Origin of the sequence: Glaciecola sp. 33A, assembly GCF_002836745.1 — a bacterium.
GTDB lineage: Bacteria > Pseudomonadota > Gammaproteobacteria > Enterobacterales > Alteromonadaceae > Glaciecola.
Window position 1 is genome coordinate 14,314 of the sequence record NZ_PJAR01000040.1, and the last position, 20,395, is coordinate 34,708.

Annotated in this window: 21 protein-coding genes, 1 other RNA gene and 1 pseudogene; 12 read left to right on the forward strand and 11 right to left on the reverse strand. The window is 41.4% G+C overall.

Annotated elements, in window-relative coordinates; all coding sequences use genetic code 11:
• Positions 1–11: 11 nt before the first annotated feature.
• The 8 genes from hpf to CXF81_RS10310 form a co-directional block, all read right to left on the reverse strand.
• Positions 12–299 carry a ribosome hibernation promoting factor gene (gene hpf / locus CXF81_RS10275; RefSeq protein WP_101181276.1) on the reverse strand — a complete coding sequence of 96 codons (288 nt, stop codon included), beginning with the start codon at positions 297–299 and terminating at the stop codon, positions 12–14.
• A 23-nt stretch (positions 300–322) separates the two neighbouring features.
• The gene (locus tag CXF81_RS10280; protein WP_101181277.1) at positions 323–1,801 is read right to left on the reverse strand and encodes an RNA polymerase factor sigma-54; all 1,479 of its coding nucleotides are present in this window, start codon (positions 1,799–1,801) and stop codon (positions 323–325) included.
• A gap of 57 nt (positions 1,802–1,858) precedes the next feature.
• Positions 1,859–2,584 carry an LPS export ABC transporter ATP-binding protein gene (lptB, locus tag CXF81_RS10285; RefSeq protein ID WP_101181278.1) on the reverse strand — a complete coding sequence of 242 codons (726 nt, stop codon included), beginning with the start codon at positions 2,582–2,584 and terminating at the stop codon, positions 1,859–1,861.
• On the reverse strand, positions 2,581–3,138 hold the full coding sequence (gene lptA, locus CXF81_RS10290; RefSeq protein WP_101181279.1) for a lipopolysaccharide transport periplasmic protein LptA: 558 nt from the start codon (positions 3,136–3,138) through the stop codon (positions 2,581–2,583). The genes lptB and lptA overlap by 4 nt, the downstream gene beginning before the upstream one ends.
• Entirely contained in the window at positions 3,107–3,670 is a 564-nt protein-coding gene (gene lptC / locus CXF81_RS10295; protein WP_101181280.1) for an LPS export ABC transporter periplasmic protein LptC, read from the reverse strand. Before lptC ends, lptA begins: the two co-directional genes overlap by 32 nt.
• Positions 3,667–4,221, reverse strand: a complete 555-nt coding sequence (gene kdsC / locus CXF81_RS10300; RefSeq protein WP_101181281.1) for a 3-deoxy-manno-octulosonate-8-phosphatase KdsC — start codon at positions 4,219–4,221, stop codon at positions 3,667–3,669. Before kdsC ends, lptC begins: the two co-directional genes overlap by 4 nt.
• Positions 4,221–5,195, reverse strand: coding sequence for a KpsF/GutQ family sugar-phosphate isomerase (locus CXF81_RS10305; RefSeq protein WP_101181495.1), 975 nt, complete (start codon positions 5,193–5,195; stop codon positions 4,221–4,223). The genes kdsC and CXF81_RS10305 overlap by 1 nt, the downstream gene beginning before the upstream one ends.
• Positions 5,196–5,284: 89 nt before the next feature.
• A complete protein-coding gene (locus tag CXF81_RS10310; RefSeq protein WP_101181282.1) occupies positions 5,285–6,241 on the reverse strand; it encodes a calcium/sodium antiporter in 957 nt (318 codons plus the stop codon).
• 591 nt (positions 6,242–6,832) lie between these two features.
• On the opposite strand from CXF81_RS10310, the gene CXF81_RS10315 reads away from it, so the two are divergent.
• From CXF81_RS10315 to murA, 7 genes are all read left to right on the forward strand, one after another.
• Positions 6,833–7,636 (forward strand): ATP-binding cassette domain-containing protein, encoded by an 804-nt coding sequence (locus CXF81_RS10315; RefSeq protein ID WP_101181283.1) that lies wholly within the window; start codon positions 6,833–6,835, stop codon positions 7,634–7,636.
• The gene (gene mlaE, locus CXF81_RS10320; RefSeq protein ID WP_101181284.1) at positions 7,633–8,409 is read left to right on the forward strand and encodes a lipid asymmetry maintenance ABC transporter permease subunit MlaE; all 777 of its coding nucleotides are present in this window, start codon (positions 7,633–7,635) and stop codon (positions 8,407–8,409) included. The genes CXF81_RS10315 and mlaE overlap by 4 nt, the downstream gene beginning before the upstream one ends.
• Before the next feature lie 8 nt (positions 8,410–8,417).
• Positions 8,418–8,906, forward strand: a complete 489-nt coding sequence (gene mlaD, locus CXF81_RS10325; RefSeq protein ID WP_006009512.1) for an outer membrane lipid asymmetry maintenance protein MlaD — start codon at positions 8,418–8,420, stop codon at positions 8,904–8,906.
• Positions 8,907–8,995: 89 nt separating this feature from the next.
• On the forward strand, positions 8,996–9,607 hold the full coding sequence (locus CXF81_RS10330) for a phospholipid-binding protein MlaC (protein ID WP_232771896.1): 612 nt from the start codon (positions 8,996–8,998) through the stop codon (positions 9,605–9,607).
• Positions 9,608–9,620: 13 nt separating this feature from the next.
• Positions 9,621–9,929 carry a lipid asymmetry maintenance protein MlaB gene (locus tag CXF81_RS10335; protein WP_101181285.1) on the forward strand — a complete coding sequence of 103 codons (309 nt, stop codon included), beginning with the start codon at positions 9,621–9,623 and terminating at the stop codon, positions 9,927–9,929.
• Positions 9,930–9,947: 18 nt separating this feature from the next.
• Positions 9,948–10,199, forward strand: coding sequence for a BolA family protein (locus tag CXF81_RS10340; protein ID WP_101181286.1), 252 nt, complete (start codon positions 9,948–9,950; stop codon positions 10,197–10,199).
• 53 nt (positions 10,200–10,252) lie between these two features.
• Positions 10,253–11,515: a UDP-N-acetylglucosamine 1-carboxyvinyltransferase gene (murA, locus tag CXF81_RS10345; RefSeq protein WP_101181287.1), complete on the forward strand. Its 1,263-nt coding sequence runs from the start codon at positions 10,253–10,255 to the stop codon at positions 11,513–11,515.
• 68 nt (positions 11,516–11,583) lie between these two features.
• Here murA and CXF81_RS10350 read toward each other — a convergent pair whose 3' ends face one another.
• The 3 genes from CXF81_RS10350 to CXF81_RS10360 all read right to left on the reverse strand — a co-directional run bounded on the left by CXF81_RS10350 (position 11,584) and on the right by CXF81_RS10360 (position 14,705).
• The gene (locus CXF81_RS10350; RefSeq protein ID WP_101181288.1) at positions 11,584–12,669 is read right to left on the reverse strand and encodes a trypsin-like peptidase domain-containing protein; all 1,086 of its coding nucleotides are present in this window, start codon (positions 12,667–12,669) and stop codon (positions 11,584–11,586) included.
• Positions 12,670–12,802: 133 nt separating this feature from the next.
• Entirely contained in the window at positions 12,803–14,173 is a 1,371-nt protein-coding gene (locus CXF81_RS10355; protein WP_101181289.1) for a DegQ family serine endoprotease, read from the reverse strand.
• A 70-nt stretch (positions 14,174–14,243) separates the two neighbouring features.
• Complete coding sequence (locus tag CXF81_RS10360) at positions 14,244–14,705, reverse strand: YhcB family protein (RefSeq protein ID WP_101181290.1); 462 nt, start codon at positions 14,703–14,705, stop codon at positions 14,244–14,246.
• Between the two features lie 254 nt (positions 14,706–14,959).
• Here CXF81_RS10360 and zapE point away from each other — a divergent pair, with 254 nt between their 5' ends.
• The 5 genes and pseudogenes from zapE (at position 14,960) to CXF81_RS10385 (ending at position 20,374) form a co-directional block, all read left to right on the forward strand.
• Positions 14,960–16,057 (forward strand): cell division protein ZapE, encoded by a 1,098-nt coding sequence (gene zapE / locus CXF81_RS10365; protein WP_101181291.1) that lies wholly within the window; start codon positions 14,960–14,962, stop codon positions 16,055–16,057.
• A 182-nt stretch (positions 16,058–16,239) separates the two neighbouring features.
• Positions 16,240–16,956: a YebC/PmpR family DNA-binding transcriptional regulator gene (locus tag CXF81_RS10370; protein ID WP_101181292.1), complete on the forward strand. Its 717-nt coding sequence runs from the start codon at positions 16,240–16,242 to the stop codon at positions 16,954–16,956.
• Between the two features lie 14 nt (positions 16,957–16,970).
• Positions 16,971–17,330, forward strand: an RNA gene (gene rnpB / locus CXF81_RS10375) — RNase P RNA component class A.
• A gap of 368 nt (positions 17,331–17,698) precedes the next feature.
• Entirely contained in the window at positions 17,699–18,664 is a 966-nt protein-coding gene (locus CXF81_RS10380; RefSeq protein WP_198556378.1) for a tyrosine-type recombinase/integrase, read from the forward strand.
• Positions 18,665–19,004: 340 nt separating this feature from the next.
• Positions 19,005–20,374 (forward strand): annotated as a pseudogene (locus tag CXF81_RS10385) (IS3 family transposase).
• The last annotated feature ends 21 nt before the right edge of the window (positions 20,375–20,395 follow it).

Here is a 20,395-nt window from a genome sequence, read left to right on the forward strand (position 1 = left end):
TACTCAGGCGACTAATGTCGTTTCGATTTTTCCTTGTGCTTAATGACTTGGCGATCTAACTTGTCAATCAATCCATCAATAGCGGCGTACATATCGGTATGTTCGGCATTCGCGTGAACGACTTCACCCTTCAGGTGCAGTGTTGCTTCTGCTTTTTGATTTATTTTTTCTACATTTAACACCACATGTACATTACTAATATGGTCAAAGTGCCTTTCTAATTTTTCGAATTTAGTGTCGACGTATGCTTTTAGTGAATCGGTAATATCAATATGATGACCAGTTAGATTTATTTGCATAATTTTACGTCCTATTGTGTAGTCTACAGTAGACTTTTTCTTTGGTTCGACGGGGGGATCGAGAGCGATTCTCGATATTTCGCAATTGTTCGTCGAGCAACTTGAATGCCTTGTTCGGCTAATAATTGCGCAATCTTGCTATCACTAAGTGGTTTACTAACAACCTCAGCTGCAACCAGTTTCTTGATAAATGCTCTAATCGCAGTAGAGGAACATTCACCGCCAGATTCGGTTGAAACATGGCTAGAGAAAAAGTACTTGAGTTCAAAAATGCCTCTAGGTGTATGCATATACTTTTGAGTGGTCACCCGTGAAATAGTCGATTCATGCATATCTACCATTTCAGCAACGTCGTTTAAAACCATGGGTTTCATCATTTCAGGCCCATGCTCAAAAAAGCCCATTTGTTGCTGAACAATACAATGAGACACTTTTAAAAGTGTTTCGTTGCGACTTTGTAAGCTTTTTATAAACCATTTAGCTTCTTGTAAGTGTGACTTAATATATTGTGAATCGTTCGTATTTTTTGTGCTTTTACTGAGTGCTTCATACTCTTTGTTAACTATCAACGGTGGCAATGAGTCGCCATTTAGTTCGACAGTCCAGCGACCATTCTTTTTTGTAACCGTAACATCAGGAATAATATATTCCGCATCCTTTACTGCAATCGCACTGCCGGGACGCGCGTTAAGGGTTTGTAGTAGGCGCATTGCTTCACGTAATTGGTCCTCTTTGAGCCGCGTTTTACGCATTAACGTTCTGTAATCTTTGCTGCTTAATAAATCGCTATGCTCAGATAACAAAAGACGAGCTTCGGCTAGCCAAGGTGTAGCGGGGTCAAATTGTGCCAATTGGATCATTAGGCATTCTTGCGGATTGCGAGAGCCTGAACCAATGGGGTCAAACATTTGGATTCGTTTAACGACGCACTCAACTTCATCTAATTCAATTTCTTCATTTTGTAAACTATCTAAAATTTCTTCACAGCTCACGGTCAGATAGCCAGACTCGTCAATTGAATCGATGATAGCGATGGCTATAGAACGATCAATGTCTGAAAAAGGAGTTAATTCCATCTGCCATATAAGATGGTCTTGAATATTTTCGGTGGTTTCGCCTTGAAATATATAGTCGTCCTCCGCTGCACCATTTGATATGTTGGCCGGTGCAGATGAAGCACTCAGATAATCTTCCCAAGAACTGTCGAGGGGTAAGTCATCTGGAATTTGATTGTTTTCCAGTGCGTCGTGGCTATCAACGTTGTCTGAGTTTTCGGCACTCAGTGACTTTTTGTCAGTATAGTCTTGAGGTTCTGATTCGTGGTCTGGATTGCTGGTGTTATGCTCAGTTTCGTCAATTTCTAATAGCGGATTAGAATCCAAAGCTTCTTGAATTTCTAGCTGAAGGTCTAGAGTAGACAGCTGTAATAATTTAATCGCCTGCTGAAGTTGAGGCGTCATTGTTAGTTGTTGACTAAATTTTAATTGCAATGAGGGCTTCATTGATGTCCTACACTGATTTCTAGCTGCGCAAAAGGCCTGTTACTAAACATGATACACCTATAATACAAATTGGTCGCCGAGATATACATCTCTTACTTTTTGGTTACTTAATACCTCATCAGCCGTTCCTGATGCAATCAGTTCACCGTGACTCACAATATATGCTTTTTCACAGACGTCTAGTGTTTCTCTAACATTATGATCTGTAATCAACACACCGATATTGCGTTCTTTTAACTGCTTAATTATCTTCTTTATATCATTAACAGAAATTGGGTCAACACCGGCGAAAGGTTCATCGAGCAAAATAAACTTTGGATTTGCCGCTAAAGCTCGCGCAATTTCAACGCGGCGGCGCTCTCCACCCGATAAGCTCATTCCTAAATTATTTCTTATATGATTGACATTAAACTCATTCATAAGGTCATCAGCCTCTTGTTCTCGCTGATCTGTGGTTAATTCTTTGCGGGTCTGTAAAATAGCCATTAGGTTTTCGTACACGGTTAGTTTGCGAAAAATAGATGCTTCTTGTGGTAAATAACCAATACCATGGCGCGCTCGTTCATGCATGGGTTGAATTGACATGTCCAATTGGTCAATAAAAATTTCGCCCTTATCAAGCGGAACCAACCCTACAATCATATAAAAAGTGGTTGTTTTACCTGCTCCATTAGGACCTAACAATCCCACAATTTGACCTGTCGATACTTCTATGCTTACATCCCTGACAACTTGTCTTGCTTTATATGACTTGGCGAGATGTTTGGCAACCAGCGTACTCACTTTGTGATTTCCTTTTGCTTTTCAATCGCTTCTTTCGTTTTTTTCAAGGCCGCGCCATCAAATACCGTAACAACTTGTTTTTGGCTATCTGTATTTTTTTGCGCTTGCCATTGTTCTTTTAAAATATCATAAACAATCGAGTCGGTTTTGATACTAAAGGCATTTTGATATAGCTCTGCGTTACCTTTCAACGAGATGGTTTTAGTGGCTTTGTCGTATCGAATATTATTCGCTTTGGCAACAACCATGGTGCCGTCGGCAAGCTGTTGGGTATAGCTTGCCGGATTGCCAGTGGCTTCAAATATTTCTTTATCTTTGCCAAGTGCAGCTGATACTTTTAATCTGTCCGCTTTGATTTCCAAAGTACCTTGAGTAATCTTTACATTGCCTTCGTGCACAGCGACTTTCTCTTTGCCATCGCCAAAAATCTTATCTGATGACACCGTACTCGGTTTGTCAAAATCTGCTTTTTTGACAACTTCTTGTGCACTTAACGAGTTCGCGCCGGCCACAAAAAGGAGGCTAGCGAGCAGGTAAGTATTTAGTTTGAACATGGTTTTTTAACTCATATTTTTGGGTTTCTAAATTGGCTTCGAACCCGATGCCATTAATGATAACGTTTGCACCAGAAATAACTAGGGGTTGATCGGAAGTAATTGTCTTGGTCAACAGATCAATTTCAATGAAATCAGTCGATATTGTTTGAATATAGTCTTCGGGTTGTAAGTTACGGATTTGTACATCACTGACTAATTCAATTGTATTATTATCGTAAAAAGTACCTTCATCGGCATTGAGTTGCCAACGTGAGCCATCTCCCTGCAGGTAAATTGTATACTCGGGTTGCGTAAAATTAACAAATCCGAGTATGTCAAAATGTTCCATTTTCTCTGCACTGACTTGATGGGTCAAAGTACCATTGTTGTCAAAAAATTTACTGCGAAGGTTTTTAGCTTCGTAATTGGGTAATAAGGCAGCGTCTTTGTCACTGACAATAACTTTTTTATCGTCAGCTAGCCAGGTTGGTAGATATAATGCGAATGCAGCACTGAATATTAAGACAATACTGATAACGAGTCTATTCATATACTTGCTCCATGGATATCAAAAAGATTGCCCTTCGCCTGCAGAATAATATCACAGACCTCACGCACGGCGCCGCGACCGCCGGGTAATGTCGTGCAAAATGTGGCTTTTTGTTTAACCAAAGGATGAGCATCAGCAACAGCAATACCAATCGCGCTTGCGCTAAACATGCCTAAATCAGGCATGTCGTCACCAATACTTGCAATTGTCGCATTGATATAACCAAACTCGGTTATCAATTCATTTATGGCAGCGAGTTTGTCTTCTCTATTCTGCATAATATGATCAACGTTCAGCGCCGTCATACGTTGCTGGACAATACTTGATTCACGTCCAGTAATAACGGCAACTTTAACGCCAATGCTAGCTAACGATTTAATACCGTAGCCGTCTTTGGTATTGAATGCTTTAAGTTCTTCGCCTTGATTACCCAGTAATATAGTGCCATCAGAAAAAACACCATCAACATCGCATACGAGTAATTCAATTGCCTTAAAGCGCTCGAATAAATCTGCATCAATTGGACCATATAAGGTTTCGATTTTTGACATTAAACGACACCCGCTTTAAGTAATGTGTGCATTTTAATCGCGCCAACTGGTTTTCTTGCATCATTGACAATAAACATCGCACTAATTTTGTGTTTTTGCATCAGATTTAGTGCATCTACCGCCAGTTTGCCTTGGATCATTGTAATACTATGAGGGGTCATGACCTGTTCAACTGTCGATTTGTGAATATCGATGCGTCTGTCCAACGCTCTGCGCAAGTCGCCGTCGGTAAAAACACCGAGTAAATTGTTATCACTATCAATCACTCCGGTCATACCTAGGCCTTTGTCAGATATTTCTAACAAAGCTTGCATCACAGTTGCAGAATGAGTGACGAGAGGGAGTTCCTGTTCAACCGCCATTATTTCGTCAACGGTGAGCAACAACTTTCTACCCAATGAACCACCTGGGTGAGACAATGCAAAATCGTTAGCAGTAAATCCTTTCGCTTCAAGTAATGCAACGGCCAATGCATCGCCTAATACCAGCGTTGCAGTTGTGCTTGTGGTTGGCGCAAGACCGAGTGAGCAGGCTTCTTTTTCAACATTTATATCTAAAGCAACATCGGAGAACTTAGCTAATGTGCTCTTTGGATTGTTAGTAATCGCAATAACTGGCACACCCAGTCGTTTAACAACGGGCAAAAGGCCGGTTAATTCATGAGTCTCACCTGAGTTAGATATGCCAATGAGCACATCACCTTTGGCTAACATCCCCAAGTCACCATGATTGGCTTCACCGGGGTGCATAAAAAAAGCGGGAGTGCCTGTACTCGCCAGCGTTGAGGCAATTTTGTTACCAATGTGACCAGATTTTCCCATCCCGCATACGACTACCTTGCCCTTGCAGTTAAGCATTAATTCGCAGGCTTGGTTAAAACTACCATTCAAACTGATTTGCAGCTTTTGTAAAGCCTCAATTTCGTTTTGGAAGACGGTTTGTGCGGTTTCTAAAAAACTAATCCGTTCGCTCATGCTATGACAGCAACCTTGTGTTTTATTCATACTAATAGTCAGCATAGACTACCTTACATGAATTTTGCCTGAATCGTATATGTGGAATTTTACTTAAATAACCAATATTGATAGAAAAGAAACGCCATCACTAAAATACCACCCTCGTATCGATTAATTCGCCGAGTGCCGCGCAAATTAAAACAAAACAGGAATAATAATATGGTTACCCCTAACATGGCGTAAGAATCACGCGCTGACACATTCATATCTAACACGGTGGGGATAATCAATCCTGGCATGGCGAGTACAGCTAAAATATTGAAAATATTCGAACCAATGATGTTTCCTATGACCAAATCATCTTCACCCTTGCGGACACCTGCAATGCTTGCCGCAAGCTCAGGTAAACTGGTGCCTAATGCGATAATTGTTAAACCGATGACGAGGTCGCTGACGCCAAAGAAACGTGCTATATAAACTGCACTTTCTACTAAAAAGTGAGCACTTAACGGAAGCATGACTAAGCCTACTACCACCCACATTACCGCCTTTATTGTCGGTATATTATTGGGGACTTCATCGGCAGTTTCAGCATTCAGGGGATCGTTCTTTTCAACTTTGAGTGACAACCAAGCCATAATTGCGAGTACCAACACGAATAAAGTGATTAATATGACACCTTCAGTTTGGCTAAGATAATTGTCTGAAAGAAAGTACACACCAATAAGCGTTACCAACAGTAGAACAGGTAATTCGCGTTTTAGGGTCGTAGATGAAACTAACAGGGGCTTGATAAGTGCTGTTATGCCGAGGACAAGCGCAATATTCGTAATATTTGACCCTATTGCATTACCCACGGCAGTGTTTGGATTACCATTTAACGATGCGGTTGCGGAAACAACAATTTCAGGCGCACTTGAACCCATAGCGACTATGGTTAGCCCTATCATCATAGGGGACACGCCATAGTTTTTCGCAAGTGCTGAAGCACCATAAACAAATTTGTCCGCGCTCCAACTCAGCACGGCTAAACCTATTAAAAATATAATGATTTGTGTAATCACGTAGTTTTAAATCTCTTCTAAATGGTTTTCTATTGTCTCAAAAAGCCCACCGGTTTGACACTAAAAAAGCGAGAAATATCACTCAAATATACTTTTTTAATGCTTTCGCTCAGTCGTCAATTCCTATTTTATATTTTTTGTTACAGATTTATGCCTTTTTAGCTCTTCAATAGTGTGAATCAGTAACACTATAGCCTAGTTAATACGTTATAATCCGCGTAACAGTACGTTTGTTTTATGTAGATTTGTATAAAAGTACAAAAAATGGAATAAAAACCAAAAAAATCCGGTCCTGTTCAGCTCGTAGTCATTAAATGTTGGTAATGTAATGAACTTTTAGAGTTACACGTCCGTCTTTAGGAAGAGAAAATTAACTTATCGTTAGACCAACGCAATGATTAAAATATTGACTTACACAGTAGGTTGTTAGCCCAAAACTGTTAATACAGGTTGGTATTGCAATCTGGTAGTGTAAGACTGGTAATATAAAGTAACGCGGTGAACCAAGTTAAAAAAATAAGTCTTAGTAGAATTTAGTATGGATACGTTATTAAAAATAAAAATCATTCAAATAGGGATCAAAAAAATCGAATGTCAGAGATTTTAGTTGATATTAACAAAATGCACTTCCAACGAGGAGGTCGGGTCATTTATGACAGCATCTCGATGCAAGTTAAAAAGGGCGGCATCACCGCGGTCATGGGACCGAGCGGCATCGGCAAAACGACGCTGTTAAAGCTGATTGGTGGTCAACTCTACCCAGATAGTGGCGAAGTGCTGTTTCAAGGCGAAAATATTCATCAAATGAGCCGCAAACGTTTATATGATGTTCGTCGCAAAATGAGTATGCTTTTTCAAAGTGGGGCGTTGTTTACGAATATCTCAGTATTTGACAATGTGGCGTTTCCATTAAGGGAGCATACAAAGCTGTCCGAGGATGTGATTGAAACAATCGTGTTATTAAAGCTAGAGGCGGTTGGTTTGCGTGGTGCTGCTCATTTAATGCCAAACGAGTTGTCGGGTGGTATGGCAAGAAGGGCGGCGCTAGCAAGAGCAATTGCGCTGGACCCTGACATGATTTTGTATGATGAGCCTTTCGCCGGGCAAGATCCGATATCGATGGGCGTACTGCTTAAGTTAATTAAAGAGCTTAACTCAGCCTTAGGTTTGACAAGTATCGTGGTTACTCATGATGTAAAAGAAGTACTCACTATCGCGGACTATGCATATATTCTTGCTGATAAGCGAATTATTGGTGCGGGTACGCCGGAAGAAATTCGCAACTCTTCATCTGAGTTAGTGCAGCAATTTTTGCAAGGTAACGCTGATGGTCCTGTGCCATTTCACTTTCCTGCATCGTCTATTCAAGACGCCTTTATGGGGGCTGAATTGTGAATTGGTTGATTAATTTGGGCGCCAACACGCTATCTAGGCTAAGTGCCATCGGTAATGCATCTTTGATGTTATGGGGCGGTTTGTTTGCTGTTCCAAGGTTGAAGAATATTCCGCTCATTATCCAGCAAGTCTATGTTGTAGGTGTGCAGAGTCTGCTCATTATCATCGTGTCAGGTTTGTTTATTGGTATGGTCATGGCATTGCAGGGATATACTATTCTGGTCAACTACGGAGCGGAGGGAAGCCTCGGTCCTATGGTTGCTTTGTCTCTACTGAGAGAATTAGGGCCCGTTGTTACCGCATTGCTGTTCGCCGGCCGAGCTGGGTCAGCATTGACAGCAGAAATTGGTCTGATGAAAGCGACCGAGCAGCTCAGTAGTCTTGAAATGATGGCTGTTGACCCGTTGCGACGCATTATCGCGCCACGATTTTGGGCTGGCGTAATATCAATGCCTTTATTGGCCTTGATCTTTAGTGCAGTCGGCATTTTAGGTGGGCATTTGGTTGGTGTTGATTGGTTAGGTGTCGATTCAGGTAGCTACTGGTCGATTATGCAGTCAACGGTAGATTGGGACAAAGATGTCATCAATGGTGTTATTAAAAGTATTGTATTTGCTTTAGTTGTGGTGTGGATTGCACTTTACAAAGGATACGATGCGATACCAACATCAGAGGGTATCAGTAAGGCAACGACGGAAACCGTAGTGTTTTCTTCGTTGGCCATTTTAGGTATAGATTTCGTGCTTACAGCACTGATGTTTGGAATTAATTAGGAAATAAAATGACAAGCAAAAAAACAGAATTAATGGTCGGTATATTTGTTGCCCTAGCAATAGCAGCAACCTTGTTACTGGCTTTGCAAGTTGCTAATCAAGGTATGAGCGGCAGTGGTGAGATTTACAAAGTTAGCGCTAAGTTTGACAATATTGGTGGATTAAAAGCGAGATCATCCGTAAAAGTAGGGGGTGTTATTGTTGGTAGAGTATCGCGTATATATTTAGATGAAAGAGAGCTTATTCCTGTTGTCGAGATGGAAATATCGTCAAATTATGCTAGAACATTTCCTGAAACCAGCTCGGTATCAATACTCACAGCTGGCTTGCTAGGTGAACAATATATTGGCTTAACACCGGGGTTTGTATTTCCAGGTGAAGACCCCATTTATATTGGTGATCAAGAAGGTGAAACAAAATTTATCGTTGATACAAAATCAGCGTTAGTATTAGAAGACCTGATTGGTCAATTTTTGTTTGGCAAAGATTCAAAATGACAATTAAGACAGCAACAGCAGGAAAGGAGAATAGTGTGAATAAGCATCTTGATAGCCTAAATAAATGGGTTCTTTCAATTTTAACAGCCATGATTTTTATGGTGCCAGCGACGATAGCAAATGCATCAGAGCAAAGCGATCCGTACATCATGATTAATGAAGTTGCTTCATTAACTTTTGACCGCATGAAACGTGAGAAAGAACAAATTAATAAGAACCCTGAGCTGTTGCGTACGGTCATGGAAGAAGAATTATTACCGTATATCGATTACCGCTTTTCAGCATTCAAAGTGTTAGGTAAATATGCAAGTAAAGTACCCAGAGAAAAATTATTAGAATTTGTGTCGGTCTTCAGAGAATACTTAATTACTAGCTATGCTGTTGCATTGGGCTATTATGACGACCAACTAGTTGAGTTTGCTCCAGCACTAGAATTTGACGGGCGTTCGGATGTAACAGTACGTGCTATTATCAAGGATGGCGATCGTCCTGATATTAAAGTCGCATTTAAGGTCCGTAAAGACCGCAAATCTGATCAGTGGCAAGTATATGATATGGTTGCAGAGGGTATTAGTTTATTATCTAGCAAACGCACTGAATTTGAATCTATTTTGCGTCAGGATGGCATTGATAAGGTAATTGAATTAATGAGAAAAAACATTGCTGAGCCTATTAAACTTAACGAAAAACTAGATAAATAAGGTCGTACCATAAATGCAAGCTGAACTCGAACTGCGAGACAAAGTTCTAACGCTAGTCATAAAAGGTGACCTTGATCAACTGACGCTAACGAAAGACTATTGGGTCTCGATCGATGCCAATGCTAAAAAGCAACTTCAAGGCGCAGCCCGCTTAATGGTCTGCCTCAATGACGTTGATAGAGCGGATAGTGCAGGTCTTGCTTGGTTAATTAATCTTAAACGTGATTTAAAACATAACAATGTTGATGTTAGTATTCATGACTCACCTACAAAATTAATTGCGTTGGCAAAATTAAGTAATGCTGACAGCTTCCTAGTTTAAATAAGAATAGAGAAAAGAATGACAAATGAAGAAATTGCGAGTTTATTGAAGTCTGAACTGACTTTAGTGGATGTTAAAGTGAAGAGTGAAGGTTCACATTTTCAGATTATTGCTGTCGACAACCGCTTCGAAACAATGCCAAGAGTAAAAAAACAGCAGCTAATTTATGGGCCGCTTTCTGCCAAAATTGCGGATGGAACGATGCACGCTATCACAATCAAGACATTTACTGTTGACCAATGGCGACGAGAGAAACTGTTTCACTCTTAAAACGATTTGAAAGCATAATAATAATAAAAAAATATATATAAAAGAGAGTATCCGTGGACAAGTTGGTAATTACTAAAAGCCCGCCATTATCTGGCTCAGTTACAATTTCTGGTGCAAAAAATGCCGCACTACCATTACTTATTTCGAGTCTATTGGCTGATGCAACTTGTTCATTTCAGAATGTGCCCGCACTCAGAGACATCAGCACCACGTTGCTGTTGTTGAAAGACTTTGGTGCAAGTATTAACCAAGTCGATAAAAATCACGTCGAAATTGATGCAAGTAACTTAAACAGTGTTACCGCGTCTTATGACTTAGTGCGCACGATGCGTGCTTCAATCTTAGTTTTAGGACCATTGCTAGCCAAACATGGCAAAGCAAACGTTTCATTACCGGGCGGTTGTGCCATTGGTGCCCGTCCTGTTAACTTGCACTTGGCTGGCCTTGAAAAAATGGGCGCCAAGATAGAAGTGGACGAAGGTTACATACGAGCAGAGGTAGATGGACGCTTAAAGGGCGCTCGCATATTTATGGATATTGTCAGCGTCGGTGCAACCGAAAACTTAATGATGGCAGCGACACTAGCCGACGGCGATACGATCCTTGAAAATGCCGCTAGAGAGCCTGAAATTGTTGATTTAGCCAACTGTTTGAATAGCATGGGTGCGAAAGTTACTGGTGCCGGTACTGACAGTGTTAAAATTACTGGCGTGAAAAGTCTCAAAGGTTGCAATTACAGTGTGCTACCTGATCGCATTGAAACCGGGACCTTTCTGGTTGCTGCAGCAGTATCTGGTGGAAGCGTGCGTTGTGAAAACGCGGAACCATCAACATTGGACGCTGTGATCAGTAAGCTTGAACAAGCGGGCGCAAAAATAACTATCGGAGATGACTGGATTGAATTGGATATGCAGGGTAAATTACCCAAAGCGGTCAATTTGAAAACGGCACCACATCCCGGTTTCCCTACAGATATGCAAGCTCAATTTATGACCTTGAATGCGGTTGCTCAAGGTTCAGGCGTTATCACTGAAACTATATTTGAAAATCGTTTTATGCATGTACCAGAATTACAGCGCATGGGCGCGGAAATAGAACTAGAAGGCAACAGTGCCCTGTCGAAGGGCAATTCGAAACTAAAAGGCGCACAAGTGATGGCAACCGATCTCAGAGCATCGGCAAGCTTAGTTATCGCTGGTTTAGTGGCTGAAGGTGAGACAATTGTAAATCGAATTTATCACTTAGATCGAGGCTACGAAGCGATTGAACATAAGTTGGGCGGTCTGGGTGCTAATATTAAGCGTGTGAAAGAATAACGAGCTAACCACTTATTATAAACGCAGGATAGTGCCTATTTATGCTTTGGTTCCTGCGTTGATGTTGTCTATGAGGACGCTGAAGAACCAACAATTACGTTCAGTGTAATGAGTTCGTCATTGCGTTCAATCTTTAAGGTTATTTCAGTTCCGGGGACCGTTTGGCTGACCATATTCAAAGCTTGGCCATTATCATTTTGCTCAATTTCAAAACCGTTGATAGAAAGTAAAACATCATTCAGCTTTAACCCCGCGTCATCAGCCGGACCGCCACGAGTAATAGCCGTTACAATCATGCCTTTGCGTTTTATCAGTGCGTTTCCTGTGAAGCCCAATTGTCCGCGCACAACAGTCCCCGATACAATAATCTCTTCCATTACTTTTTTTGCTAGCTCATACGGAACAGCAAAGTTAATGCCGTCGACGGTGGTTAATCCACTGCCAGTGGGTCCTCTTGTTTTAAAGTTCGCATTTGTGATACCAACTAAATATCCATTGCTATCAACCAGTGCTCCACCTGAATTGCCTGGATGTAAAACAGCATCGGTTTGAATAAAATCAAAATAGTTGGCAAGGTTGTTACGACTAATTCGGCTCACAATTCCTTGCGTAATGGTTTGACCTAAGTCGAGTGGATTACCGATAGCCATAACCACATCACCGACTCTAAGACCTGTTTTAGGGACTTGAGGCATCACATGTAAGTCGTCAGCGTCGACTTTTAATACAGCTAAGTCTGTTTCCGCGTCAAACCCGACAATTTGTGCTTCCAGTGTTCGACTGTCTTGTAAGCGAATAAATATAGTATCGGTATTTTTTATGACGTGATAACAGGTCATTATATAACCATCTTCATTCATGATAACGCCGGAGCCCAAATTAGCGCGCTCTGTCGTTCTACCCCTGAAGATACTATTGGGATTCGGATTATCTATACTCACCCCATAAATATACACAACAGCGGGTGCACTTCTACTCAACGCATCATGATAGCTAAGACGTTTAGGGGGATTGTCTTGCTTTTGTAGCCAATGGACATTTAGACCGCTGCCTTGACGAAATTCTGGAATAAATATAAGTAGAATAGCTGCAACAGTTAAGCCAAGGATGATTGGTTTCAGAAGAGCGGTAAAAAAACGTTGCAGTGATGGCATATCAAATAAGTTCGATGCTAGTAGTTAGTCGAGAATAATACCAAATTAATCAATCGTGTTACAGCATCGTGACATAAACATTCCATGCACCACTCAAAAAGCGGCGCATGGAACGATAGAACGTGTTGCCCAGTTATTGCCGAATAACGACGTAAATAGTAGATGTACCGCGTTTTACATTCAATGCCATTACATTCCCTTCACTCTCTTCGACAAGTCGACGAAGGTCGGCAACATTAGTCACACGTTGTCTGTTTAATCCAACAATAACGTCATCCGATTTAAGACCAATTCGTGCCGCTGGTGCGCGAGGTTGCACATCAGTAACAACAACACCGTCGTTACCCTCGGTGTCTTTTCCATTGTCCATCTCACTGCCTTCAAACGCCGGATGTATATCTTTCGCTGCGGCGACAGGCATTACTGCATCACCCAATACAACGTTTATGTCTTGTTTTTTGCCTTCGCGCACAATGGTCAAGGTGACCTTAGCGCCGGCTCCCATAGTGGCAACCTTAGCGCGTAATTCGTCAAAGCTACTGAGTTCATTGCCATCAAAGCTCATAATGATGTCGCCGGATAGTAAGCCGGCTTTAGCCGCTGCAGAATCAGGGATCACTTCTCTAATAAAAGCGCCTTTGTTACTAGGGGAGCGCATGGCTTCGGCAAGCTTAGCATCAACATTAATGCCTTGAATACCGAGTAAACCGCGCCTTACTTCACCAAACTCGACAATTTGGTCAATTAAGCCTTTCATCATATTACTTGGAATAGCGAAACCAATGCCGACGTTGCCGCCATTTGGTCCAAATATTGCCGTGTTAATACCAATTAATTCACCGTTTAGGTTAATCAATGCGCCGCCCGAGTTACCTCGATTAATGGCGGCGTCAGTTTGTATGAAATTTTCAAAACCACCTATGTTTAAGCCGGAGCGAGCTAACGCACTCACAATACCAGAAGTGACCGTTTGGCCAAGTCCAAATGGATTGCCGATAGCGACGACAAAGTCACCCACACGTGATTTATCAGAATCAGCTAAGGTTATCTGCGATAAATCATTCGCAGTTATTTGTAGTAATGCGACATCGCTCTGCTCATCAGCACCTATTTTTTTCGCGGTGAATTCACGACCGTCGGTTAATTTAACAATTATTTCATCCGCGTTTTCTACAACGTGATTGTTGGTGACCACATAACCTTTCTCTGCGTCAATAATAACCCCGGAGCCCATGCCCCGGAAAGGCTGTTCGTTAACTTGCTCATCGGGTGCGCCAAAAAATCGCTTAAACATTTCTGGAACTTGCTGGCGCGTTGCCTGAGTACCTTCTACTGAAATACTAACAACGGCTGGCGACGTTCGTTCGATCATAGGTGCTAATGAAGGCACTTCATCTTTTTTCGTCGAGAAGAAAGGAAGTGCAGCGTTAGCGCTGGACAAGGTTACAAAAATAATAGAGCCTGCAGTTAGACAGACAGCTACTTTACGAAGAAATACTTTCATTAATCTTGATACTCCAAATATATCTATAACGTTGAATACTTACCAAAGACTAGTGAAAAACAACATAAGTTCACTGACCTTCTGATTTATTCTCTTTTGGCGCCTTAGCTTCAACGCCAACAAACACCCCTGAGCCACTGTTTGCAAAATCACGTGGTTGAGTGTCTGGTTGTGCTAATGCAAGGTCACTTTTGTGTGCATTTAAACTGTTACGTAAAAATACGCTAGCATGTTCACCAAAAAACGAATCTTTAGAATCAGTCGCATTCATCGTCGCTTGTGCCAGTGATTCTTCATATTCATTTAAGTGAGTTGCCAACGCAGCTGTTTTATTTTGGATATCAGTTAACGCTTGTCTTGAGATGTCCAAGTGTTGTCTAGCCTGTATTGCTAATAAAGCTTTAAGTTCAGCTTCTGTGTGGTTAACTTTATTCTGTGAATTTGAGCGCATATTTTTAACTGCAATAAAGCCTATAATAACGCCAAGGATCAACCCGATAAAGATGCCAGTAATTAATGTGCCTATTTCCATGTTGTCTCCAAAGTGAGGCTTTCTGAGTGTAAATGATCAGCTATTCATCGATTCCATGCAAGCGCTTATTCGTAAAAGATAGTGATAAGGCTATCGGAGCGATTTTCAAGTTAGTCTAAGGACTGTATACTGCAAAAAAAACCAATGCGCCATCTTTTTACGTAGACAAACACAGCGCATCTTCTCTATACATAAATTAGTATAGGCTGTTGAGTTTGTTTTCAACCCATACGAAATAATTTTTTGGAACTTTAATGACCCCTTGGGAAAAATATCAAGATGATTTGTCGCTCATTGATTTTCAATACGATGCGGCACAGGAAAATGCAGTCAAAGAGTTGCAGCGCTTATATGATGAGCTAACGAACCCCAAACGCAAGCCTTCTTGGCGCGTAAAAATTAAGCAAACCTTCGGTAAGGGAATGTTGAAGCCCAGTATACAGGGTATATATTTTTGGGGCGGCGTCGGGCGTGGTAAAACCTACCTTGTTGACACATTTTATGAATGCTTGCCGTTTGAGAATAAAATGCGCGTACACTTTCATCGTTTTATGCATAGAGTGCATGAAGAATTAACGTTATTAAACGGTAAAGAAGATCCGTTAAAAATTATTGCAAAGAAGCTATCCGTTGAAGCAAAAGTTATTTGTTTTGATGAGTTTTTCGTGTCCGATATTACCGATGCTATGATTTTAGGCACGCTGATGGAAGAACTATTTGGTCATGGTATTGTTTTGGTGGCAACCTCTAATATCATTCCTGATAAGCTTTACCATAACGGACTACAACGCGCTCGATTTTTACCTGCTATCGAATTAATTAATCAAAACACACGCGTGATCAACGTTGATAGTGGTGTGGATTATCGCCTTAGAACGCTTGAAAAAGCCGAAATATATCATTATCCCTTAGATGATGATGCAACCACTAATTTACAAACATACTTCACTCAACTGGCACCAGAGGAAGGTAGTTTTGATGTCAATATTAATGTTGCGGGTAGAAATATTCCAGCAATGCGAAACGCTGACGGCGTGGTTATGTTTACGTTTCGTGCTATATGTGACGGACCCAGGAGCCAATTTGATTACATTGAGATAAGCCGGTGTTATCACTCTGTCTTGATAGCCAATGTTGAACAGATGAGTAGCAATACAGACGACATTGCTCGGCGTTTTATTGCCATGGTTGATGAGTTCTACGAGCGCAAGGTGAAGTTGATTATGTCGGCGCAAGTGCCCTTGGAGAACTTGTATTCTGAGGGTCGGTTAAATTTTGAATTTCAACGTTGTTTAAGTCGATTACAAGAAATGCAGTCGACAGAGTATTTGGCTTCGCAGCACATCGCCTGATTTAACATAAGCCATTTAATCAATAATTTTAGCTGTTTATACAGTAGCAAAGCAATTAGTTGTAAGAAAGAGACAACGCTGACAGCGCAAGCTAAAAACAGTACAATCTTGTGTATTGAATTAAAGCGCTGGGCCGATGTGGTGATGCGAATATACAAAATCCATAAAAAAGAGAACTAAAAATGGGTAGAAAGTTTGAAGTAAGAAAAGTCTCAATGGCTAAGACAGCCGGTGCAAAAACCAAGGTTTATTCACGCTACGGCAAAGAAATTTACGTTGTCGCTAAAAGTGGTGGTCCCGATCCTGATGCCAACTTGCAGCTTCGTCGACTTATCGAAAAAGCAAAAAAAGACCAAGTACCAAGTCATGTTATCGAGAAGGCTATTGAAAAAGCCGCTGGTGGTGCTGGTGAAGATTTTGTACCCATGCGCTACGAGGGGTTCGGCCCTGGTGGTTGTATGGTGATTGTTGACTGCCTTTCTGACAACGCCAACAGAACCATTACTGATGTGCGTAACTGTTTTACCAAAACTAACTGTAAAATTGGTGCGCAGAATTCGTCAGCATTTATGTTTGACCATTATGCCGTATTTGGCTTTAAAGGTGACGACGACGAAGTTGTGCTCGAACCATTAATGGAAGCAGATGTTGACGTATCTGACGTTGAAGTTGAAGACGGTATTGTGACTGTTTTTGTTCCGCACACTGAATTTTTTAAATGCAAAACCGCATTGAGTAACGCGTTTCCTGATTTGGAAATGGATGTTGAAGAAATTACGTGGGTGCCACAAGACAGCAAAGAGATTAGCGAAGAAGATATGCCTATGTACGAAAAGTTCATGGATATGTTGAATGACTGTGATGACGTGCAAAACGTATATCACAACGCCAACGTTTAGTTTATACTCCCGCCCGAGTTGGCCAGGCAATCGCCGCTCCATTCATATTTATATGTTTAGAGGGGAGGAAAGTCCGGGCTCCATAGGGCAGGGTGCCAGATAACGTCTGGGCGGCGCAAGCCGACGACAAGTGCAGCAGAGAGGAGACCGCCAAGTGTTTACACTTGGTAAGGGTGAAAGGGTGCGGTAAGAGCGCACCGCATCGCTGGCAACAGTGGATGGCAAGGTAAACTCCACCCGGAGCAAGACCAAATAGGTTCCCTTATGGCGCGGCCCGCGTTGGGAACGGGTAGGTTGCTTGAGCCAATGAGCGATTGTTGGCCTAGAGGAATGATTGTCCAAGACAGAACCCGGCTTACCGGCCAACTCGAACTAATTGTTTTTGTTGCACTTATCTCTATTTTAGAGATTTAGTGCTACAAAAACTGCTACAGTGAAATAAGGAAATCTTATGCTTGCTGTAGCCAATTTTTCATATCTATATTGTCGTAATAAGCGTTACTACCTCCGCTTAACTATTCAAAATAAGCAGATTTGGATAAGCCTTAAGACTGATTCTCTGGACATAGCAGTCCATATCAGGTCACAAATAAAATCACTTCTAGTCAATACATTAGTTATTTCAAAACTAAATTCCTGCCAGTTATCAAACTTTTTACTCACAATTAAACAAAAAATAGATGCTGCCTTAATTTCTTTTGCATGTGTAAGCCTCCAAAAGGATCTGGATTTAAACGAGGTATTGCCCTCAGTAAGTCCACCAGCAGAACAAACATCTCCCAAACCCAAGTTTTCACAGGTAGCTAAAGAGTCCATATTGCGCAGCAAGGCGAGTTTAAAGGGGCTAGAAGGTTATGAGCGCAACTTGGAAATATGGACTCATATGGTTAAAGATAAGCCAATTGACCAATACACCACCAGAAAGATAGGCCAAGCCATTGACCGATGCTTTCAGCTTCCAGCCTCAAATAAATCTCCCTACAACCGCATGTCATGGAAACAAAGCGTTAAATGCAAAGTTAGTGACCAGTCCGATAAAGTCTCTAGAAAATCAGTGGGGGCAATTTATACGTGGTTAAAAAGTGTATTCGCTTTCGCATGTGATGAAGAGATTGGTTACATTGAGAAAAATTCCTGCACTATTAAGCGAGACTTTAAAGCCGCAACCAAAGGTTACTTTGATGATGGTGAGTTGAAGTTAATGCAAGAAGGGGTCGTGAATCCCGAAAAGTCATGGCACAAATGGGTAACACTAATTGCCATGTATCACGGTATGAGAAGAGGAGAAATATGCCAGCTTAGGCGGGAAGATATCCAACTCGACTCAAAAACACAAAGGCCTTTCTTTTTTGTTAGGTCTTTAGTGACTGAACAAAATGTTAAGAATGCTAATTCGGTAAGGAAGATACCTATTCACCGAAGCGTTTTGAGCTTAGGTTTTATGGATTGGATTAATGAAAAGGAAGGCAAAATATTTGAGGAAATTGAGGCTCGTGCTGTTACTGGATGGTTTTCTAGATTTGTGACTAACTGCAATGTTGCAGGCAACGATGAATATGGAAACGTAAGGTCATTTCACAGTTTCAGACACAGCTTTATAACGAAAGTGAGAAACGCTTACCCTAATCTTCACCATGTACAAGAAGTCGTTGGGCACAAGTTGCAGCAGGGCAAAACGACAGATCAATATACCCATAGAATTAAGTAAATGACTTATATAATTGCGGTGGTTGATAGCTTTAGTTTGGGGTAACAGATGACTGAAATCATACTTGAAACTAATTATGTCATTCTGTTAAGGATCTGAAATATTAAAGGAATTACAAATCTCAATAAATGAAGGTAAATGATTCGAATTCAAAATATGACTATCCTGATGGTTGCTATAATCTATGGCAACAGACGTCTTGTACGACTCATATTTATCTTCTATGTATTTTTCTTGCTTTAGGGTAGAGGTAATAATTATTTGGGTATCCCTCTCTGTCAGACTACCTGTCGCGTTTAAAATTTAACCACTATAGTTAAGTTGAGGGCACGGAGTGACAATGCAACATTATTCAACTGAAACGAAAGAGTCGGCGCTAAAGAAGATGCGGCCGCCTAATAATATTTCTATTACAAAACTCTCATTAGATATGGGGATCACCCAAGCAACCCTGTATTATTGGCGTAAACAAGCCAAAGATAAGGGGCAAGTTATGCCCGGTAATAGAAAAAACGCTGAACAATGGTATTCAGCCAATAAGTTTGCAGCAGTGTTAGAAACGGCTACGCTAAACGAGGCAGAGTTAGCGCTTTATTGTCGTAAAAAGGGGCTGTTTGTTGAACAAATAGCAGCATGCTGGGGGGAAGCCGAGGACGAATGATCCTCGACGCAGATCGCTCACAAGCTGCGACATTAATTGATGAAGCGGTGTTAAGTGGTGCAGCGAAATATAAGGCTTGCGCAGAGCTGGGCATAACGATTAGAACGTATCAGCGTTGGATGGCTGCTGGCGTTATCAAAAGCGATGGAAGACCAGACTCAGTGCGGCCTATACCTAAGAACAAGTTGACGTTAACGGAGCGCAAACAACTAGTAGATACAATGAATAGCAAGGCATATAAAAGCTTACCCGCGAGCCAAATGGTGGCGGCTTTACCCGATGAAGGCATTTATCTAGCGTCAGAATCCACATGTTACCGCGTGTTGCATGAAGAGAAGTTGCAGCATCGTCGTGGCCGTGGTCAAATTAACGACAGGAAGGTCGCTACGACGCATAGTGCTAGTGGCCCTAACCAATTGTGGAGTTGGGATATTACGTGGTTGCCAGCCCCTGCGAAAGGCGTTCACTTTTACTTATATTTAATCTTGGATGTGTTTAGTCGAAAAATGGTGGGTTGGGAAATACATGATGAAGAGTCTGCCGTTCACGCGGCAACACTTATTAGGCGCACTCATTTACGTGAAGATATTAGAGATAAACCACTGATATTGCACTCAGATAACGGGAGTCCAATGAAAGGTGCTTCGATGCTAGAGACCTTATATCAGTTGGGCATTGCAACATCGTTTAGTCGTCCAAGAGTAAGCAACGATAATGCTTATTCTGAGTCGATACTCAAAACGTGTAAATACAGACCTGATTATCCATATAAAGGTTTTTTAAGCATCGCTGAGGCGCGTGATTGGGTGCTGAAATTTAGTCATTGATACAACGTTAATCATAAACATAGTGGATTGAAATTCGTAACTCCTCATCAACGTCACGCAGGTTTAGCCAAAGAAGTATTGGTAAAGAGAAAAGACGTATATCAAAAAGCTAAGGATAAAAATCCAGAGCGATGGAGTGGCCAAACCCGCAACTGGGAGCTGGTCGACAAAGTACACTTAAATCCTGCACGCGATAGGATTGAAATTGAAGGTGTAAAGTAGGTTAATCGCGACAACTAGTTT

What these genes read in the sequence shown, in the direction of transcription:
- CXF81_RS10350 (WP_101181288.1), bottom strand. Translation starts at nt 12,669, where the DNA reads ATGCCATCACTGCAACGTTTTTTTACCGCTCTTCTGAAACCAATCATC.
- CXF81_RS10280 (WP_101181277.1), bottom strand. Translation starts at nt 1,801, where the DNA reads ATGAAGCCCTCATTGCAATTAAAATTTAGTCAACAACTAACAATGACG.
- CXF81_RS10315 (WP_101181283.1), top strand. Translation starts at nt 6,833, where the DNA reads ATGTCAGAGATTTTAGTTGATATTAACAAAATGCACTTCCAACGAGGA.
- CXF81_RS10360 (WP_101181290.1), bottom strand. Translation starts at nt 14,705, where the DNA reads ATGGAAATAGGCACATTAATTACTGGCATCTTTATCGGGTTGATCCTT.
- kdsC (WP_101181281.1), bottom strand. Translation starts at nt 4,221, where the DNA reads ATGTCAAAAATCGAAACCTTATATGGTCCAATTGATGCAGATTTATTC.
- lptA (WP_101181279.1), bottom strand. Translation starts at nt 3,138, where the DNA reads ATGTTCAAACTAAATACTTACCTGCTCGCTAGCCTCCTTTTTGTGGCC.
- hpf (WP_101181276.1), bottom strand. Translation starts at nt 299, where the DNA reads ATGCAAATAAATCTAACTGGTCATCATATTGATATTACCGATTCACTA.
- mlaD (WP_006009512.1), top strand. Translation starts at nt 8,418, where the DNA reads ATGACAAGCAAAAAAACAGAATTAATGGTCGGTATATTTGTTGCCCTA.
- CXF81_RS10330 (WP_232771896.1), top strand. Translation starts at nt 8,996, where the DNA reads ATGATTTTTATGGTGCCAGCGACGATAGCAAATGCATCAGAGCAAAGC.
- lptC (WP_101181280.1), bottom strand. Translation starts at nt 3,670, where the DNA reads ATGAATAGACTCGTTATCAGTATTGTCTTAATATTCAGTGCTGCATTC.
- CXF81_RS10355 (WP_101181289.1), bottom strand. Translation starts at nt 14,173, where the DNA reads ATGAAAGTATTTCTTCGTAAAGTAGCTGTCTGTCTAACTGCAGGCTCT.
- CXF81_RS10340 (WP_101181286.1), top strand. Translation starts at nt 9,948, where the DNA reads ATGACAAATGAAGAAATTGCGAGTTTATTGAAGTCTGAACTGACTTTA.
- CXF81_RS10370 (WP_101181292.1), top strand. Translation starts at nt 16,240, where the DNA reads ATGGGTAGAAAGTTTGAAGTAAGAAAAGTCTCAATGGCTAAGACAGCC.
- CXF81_RS10305 (WP_101181495.1), bottom strand. Translation starts at nt 5,195, where the DNA reads ATGAGCGAACGGATTAGTTTTTTAGAAACCGCACAAACCGTCTTCCAA.
- CXF81_RS10335 (WP_101181285.1), top strand. Translation starts at nt 9,621, where the DNA reads ATGCAAGCTGAACTCGAACTGCGAGACAAAGTTCTAACGCTAGTCATA.
- zapE (WP_101181291.1), top strand. Translation starts at nt 14,960, where the DNA reads ATGACCCCTTGGGAAAAATATCAAGATGATTTGTCGCTCATTGATTTT.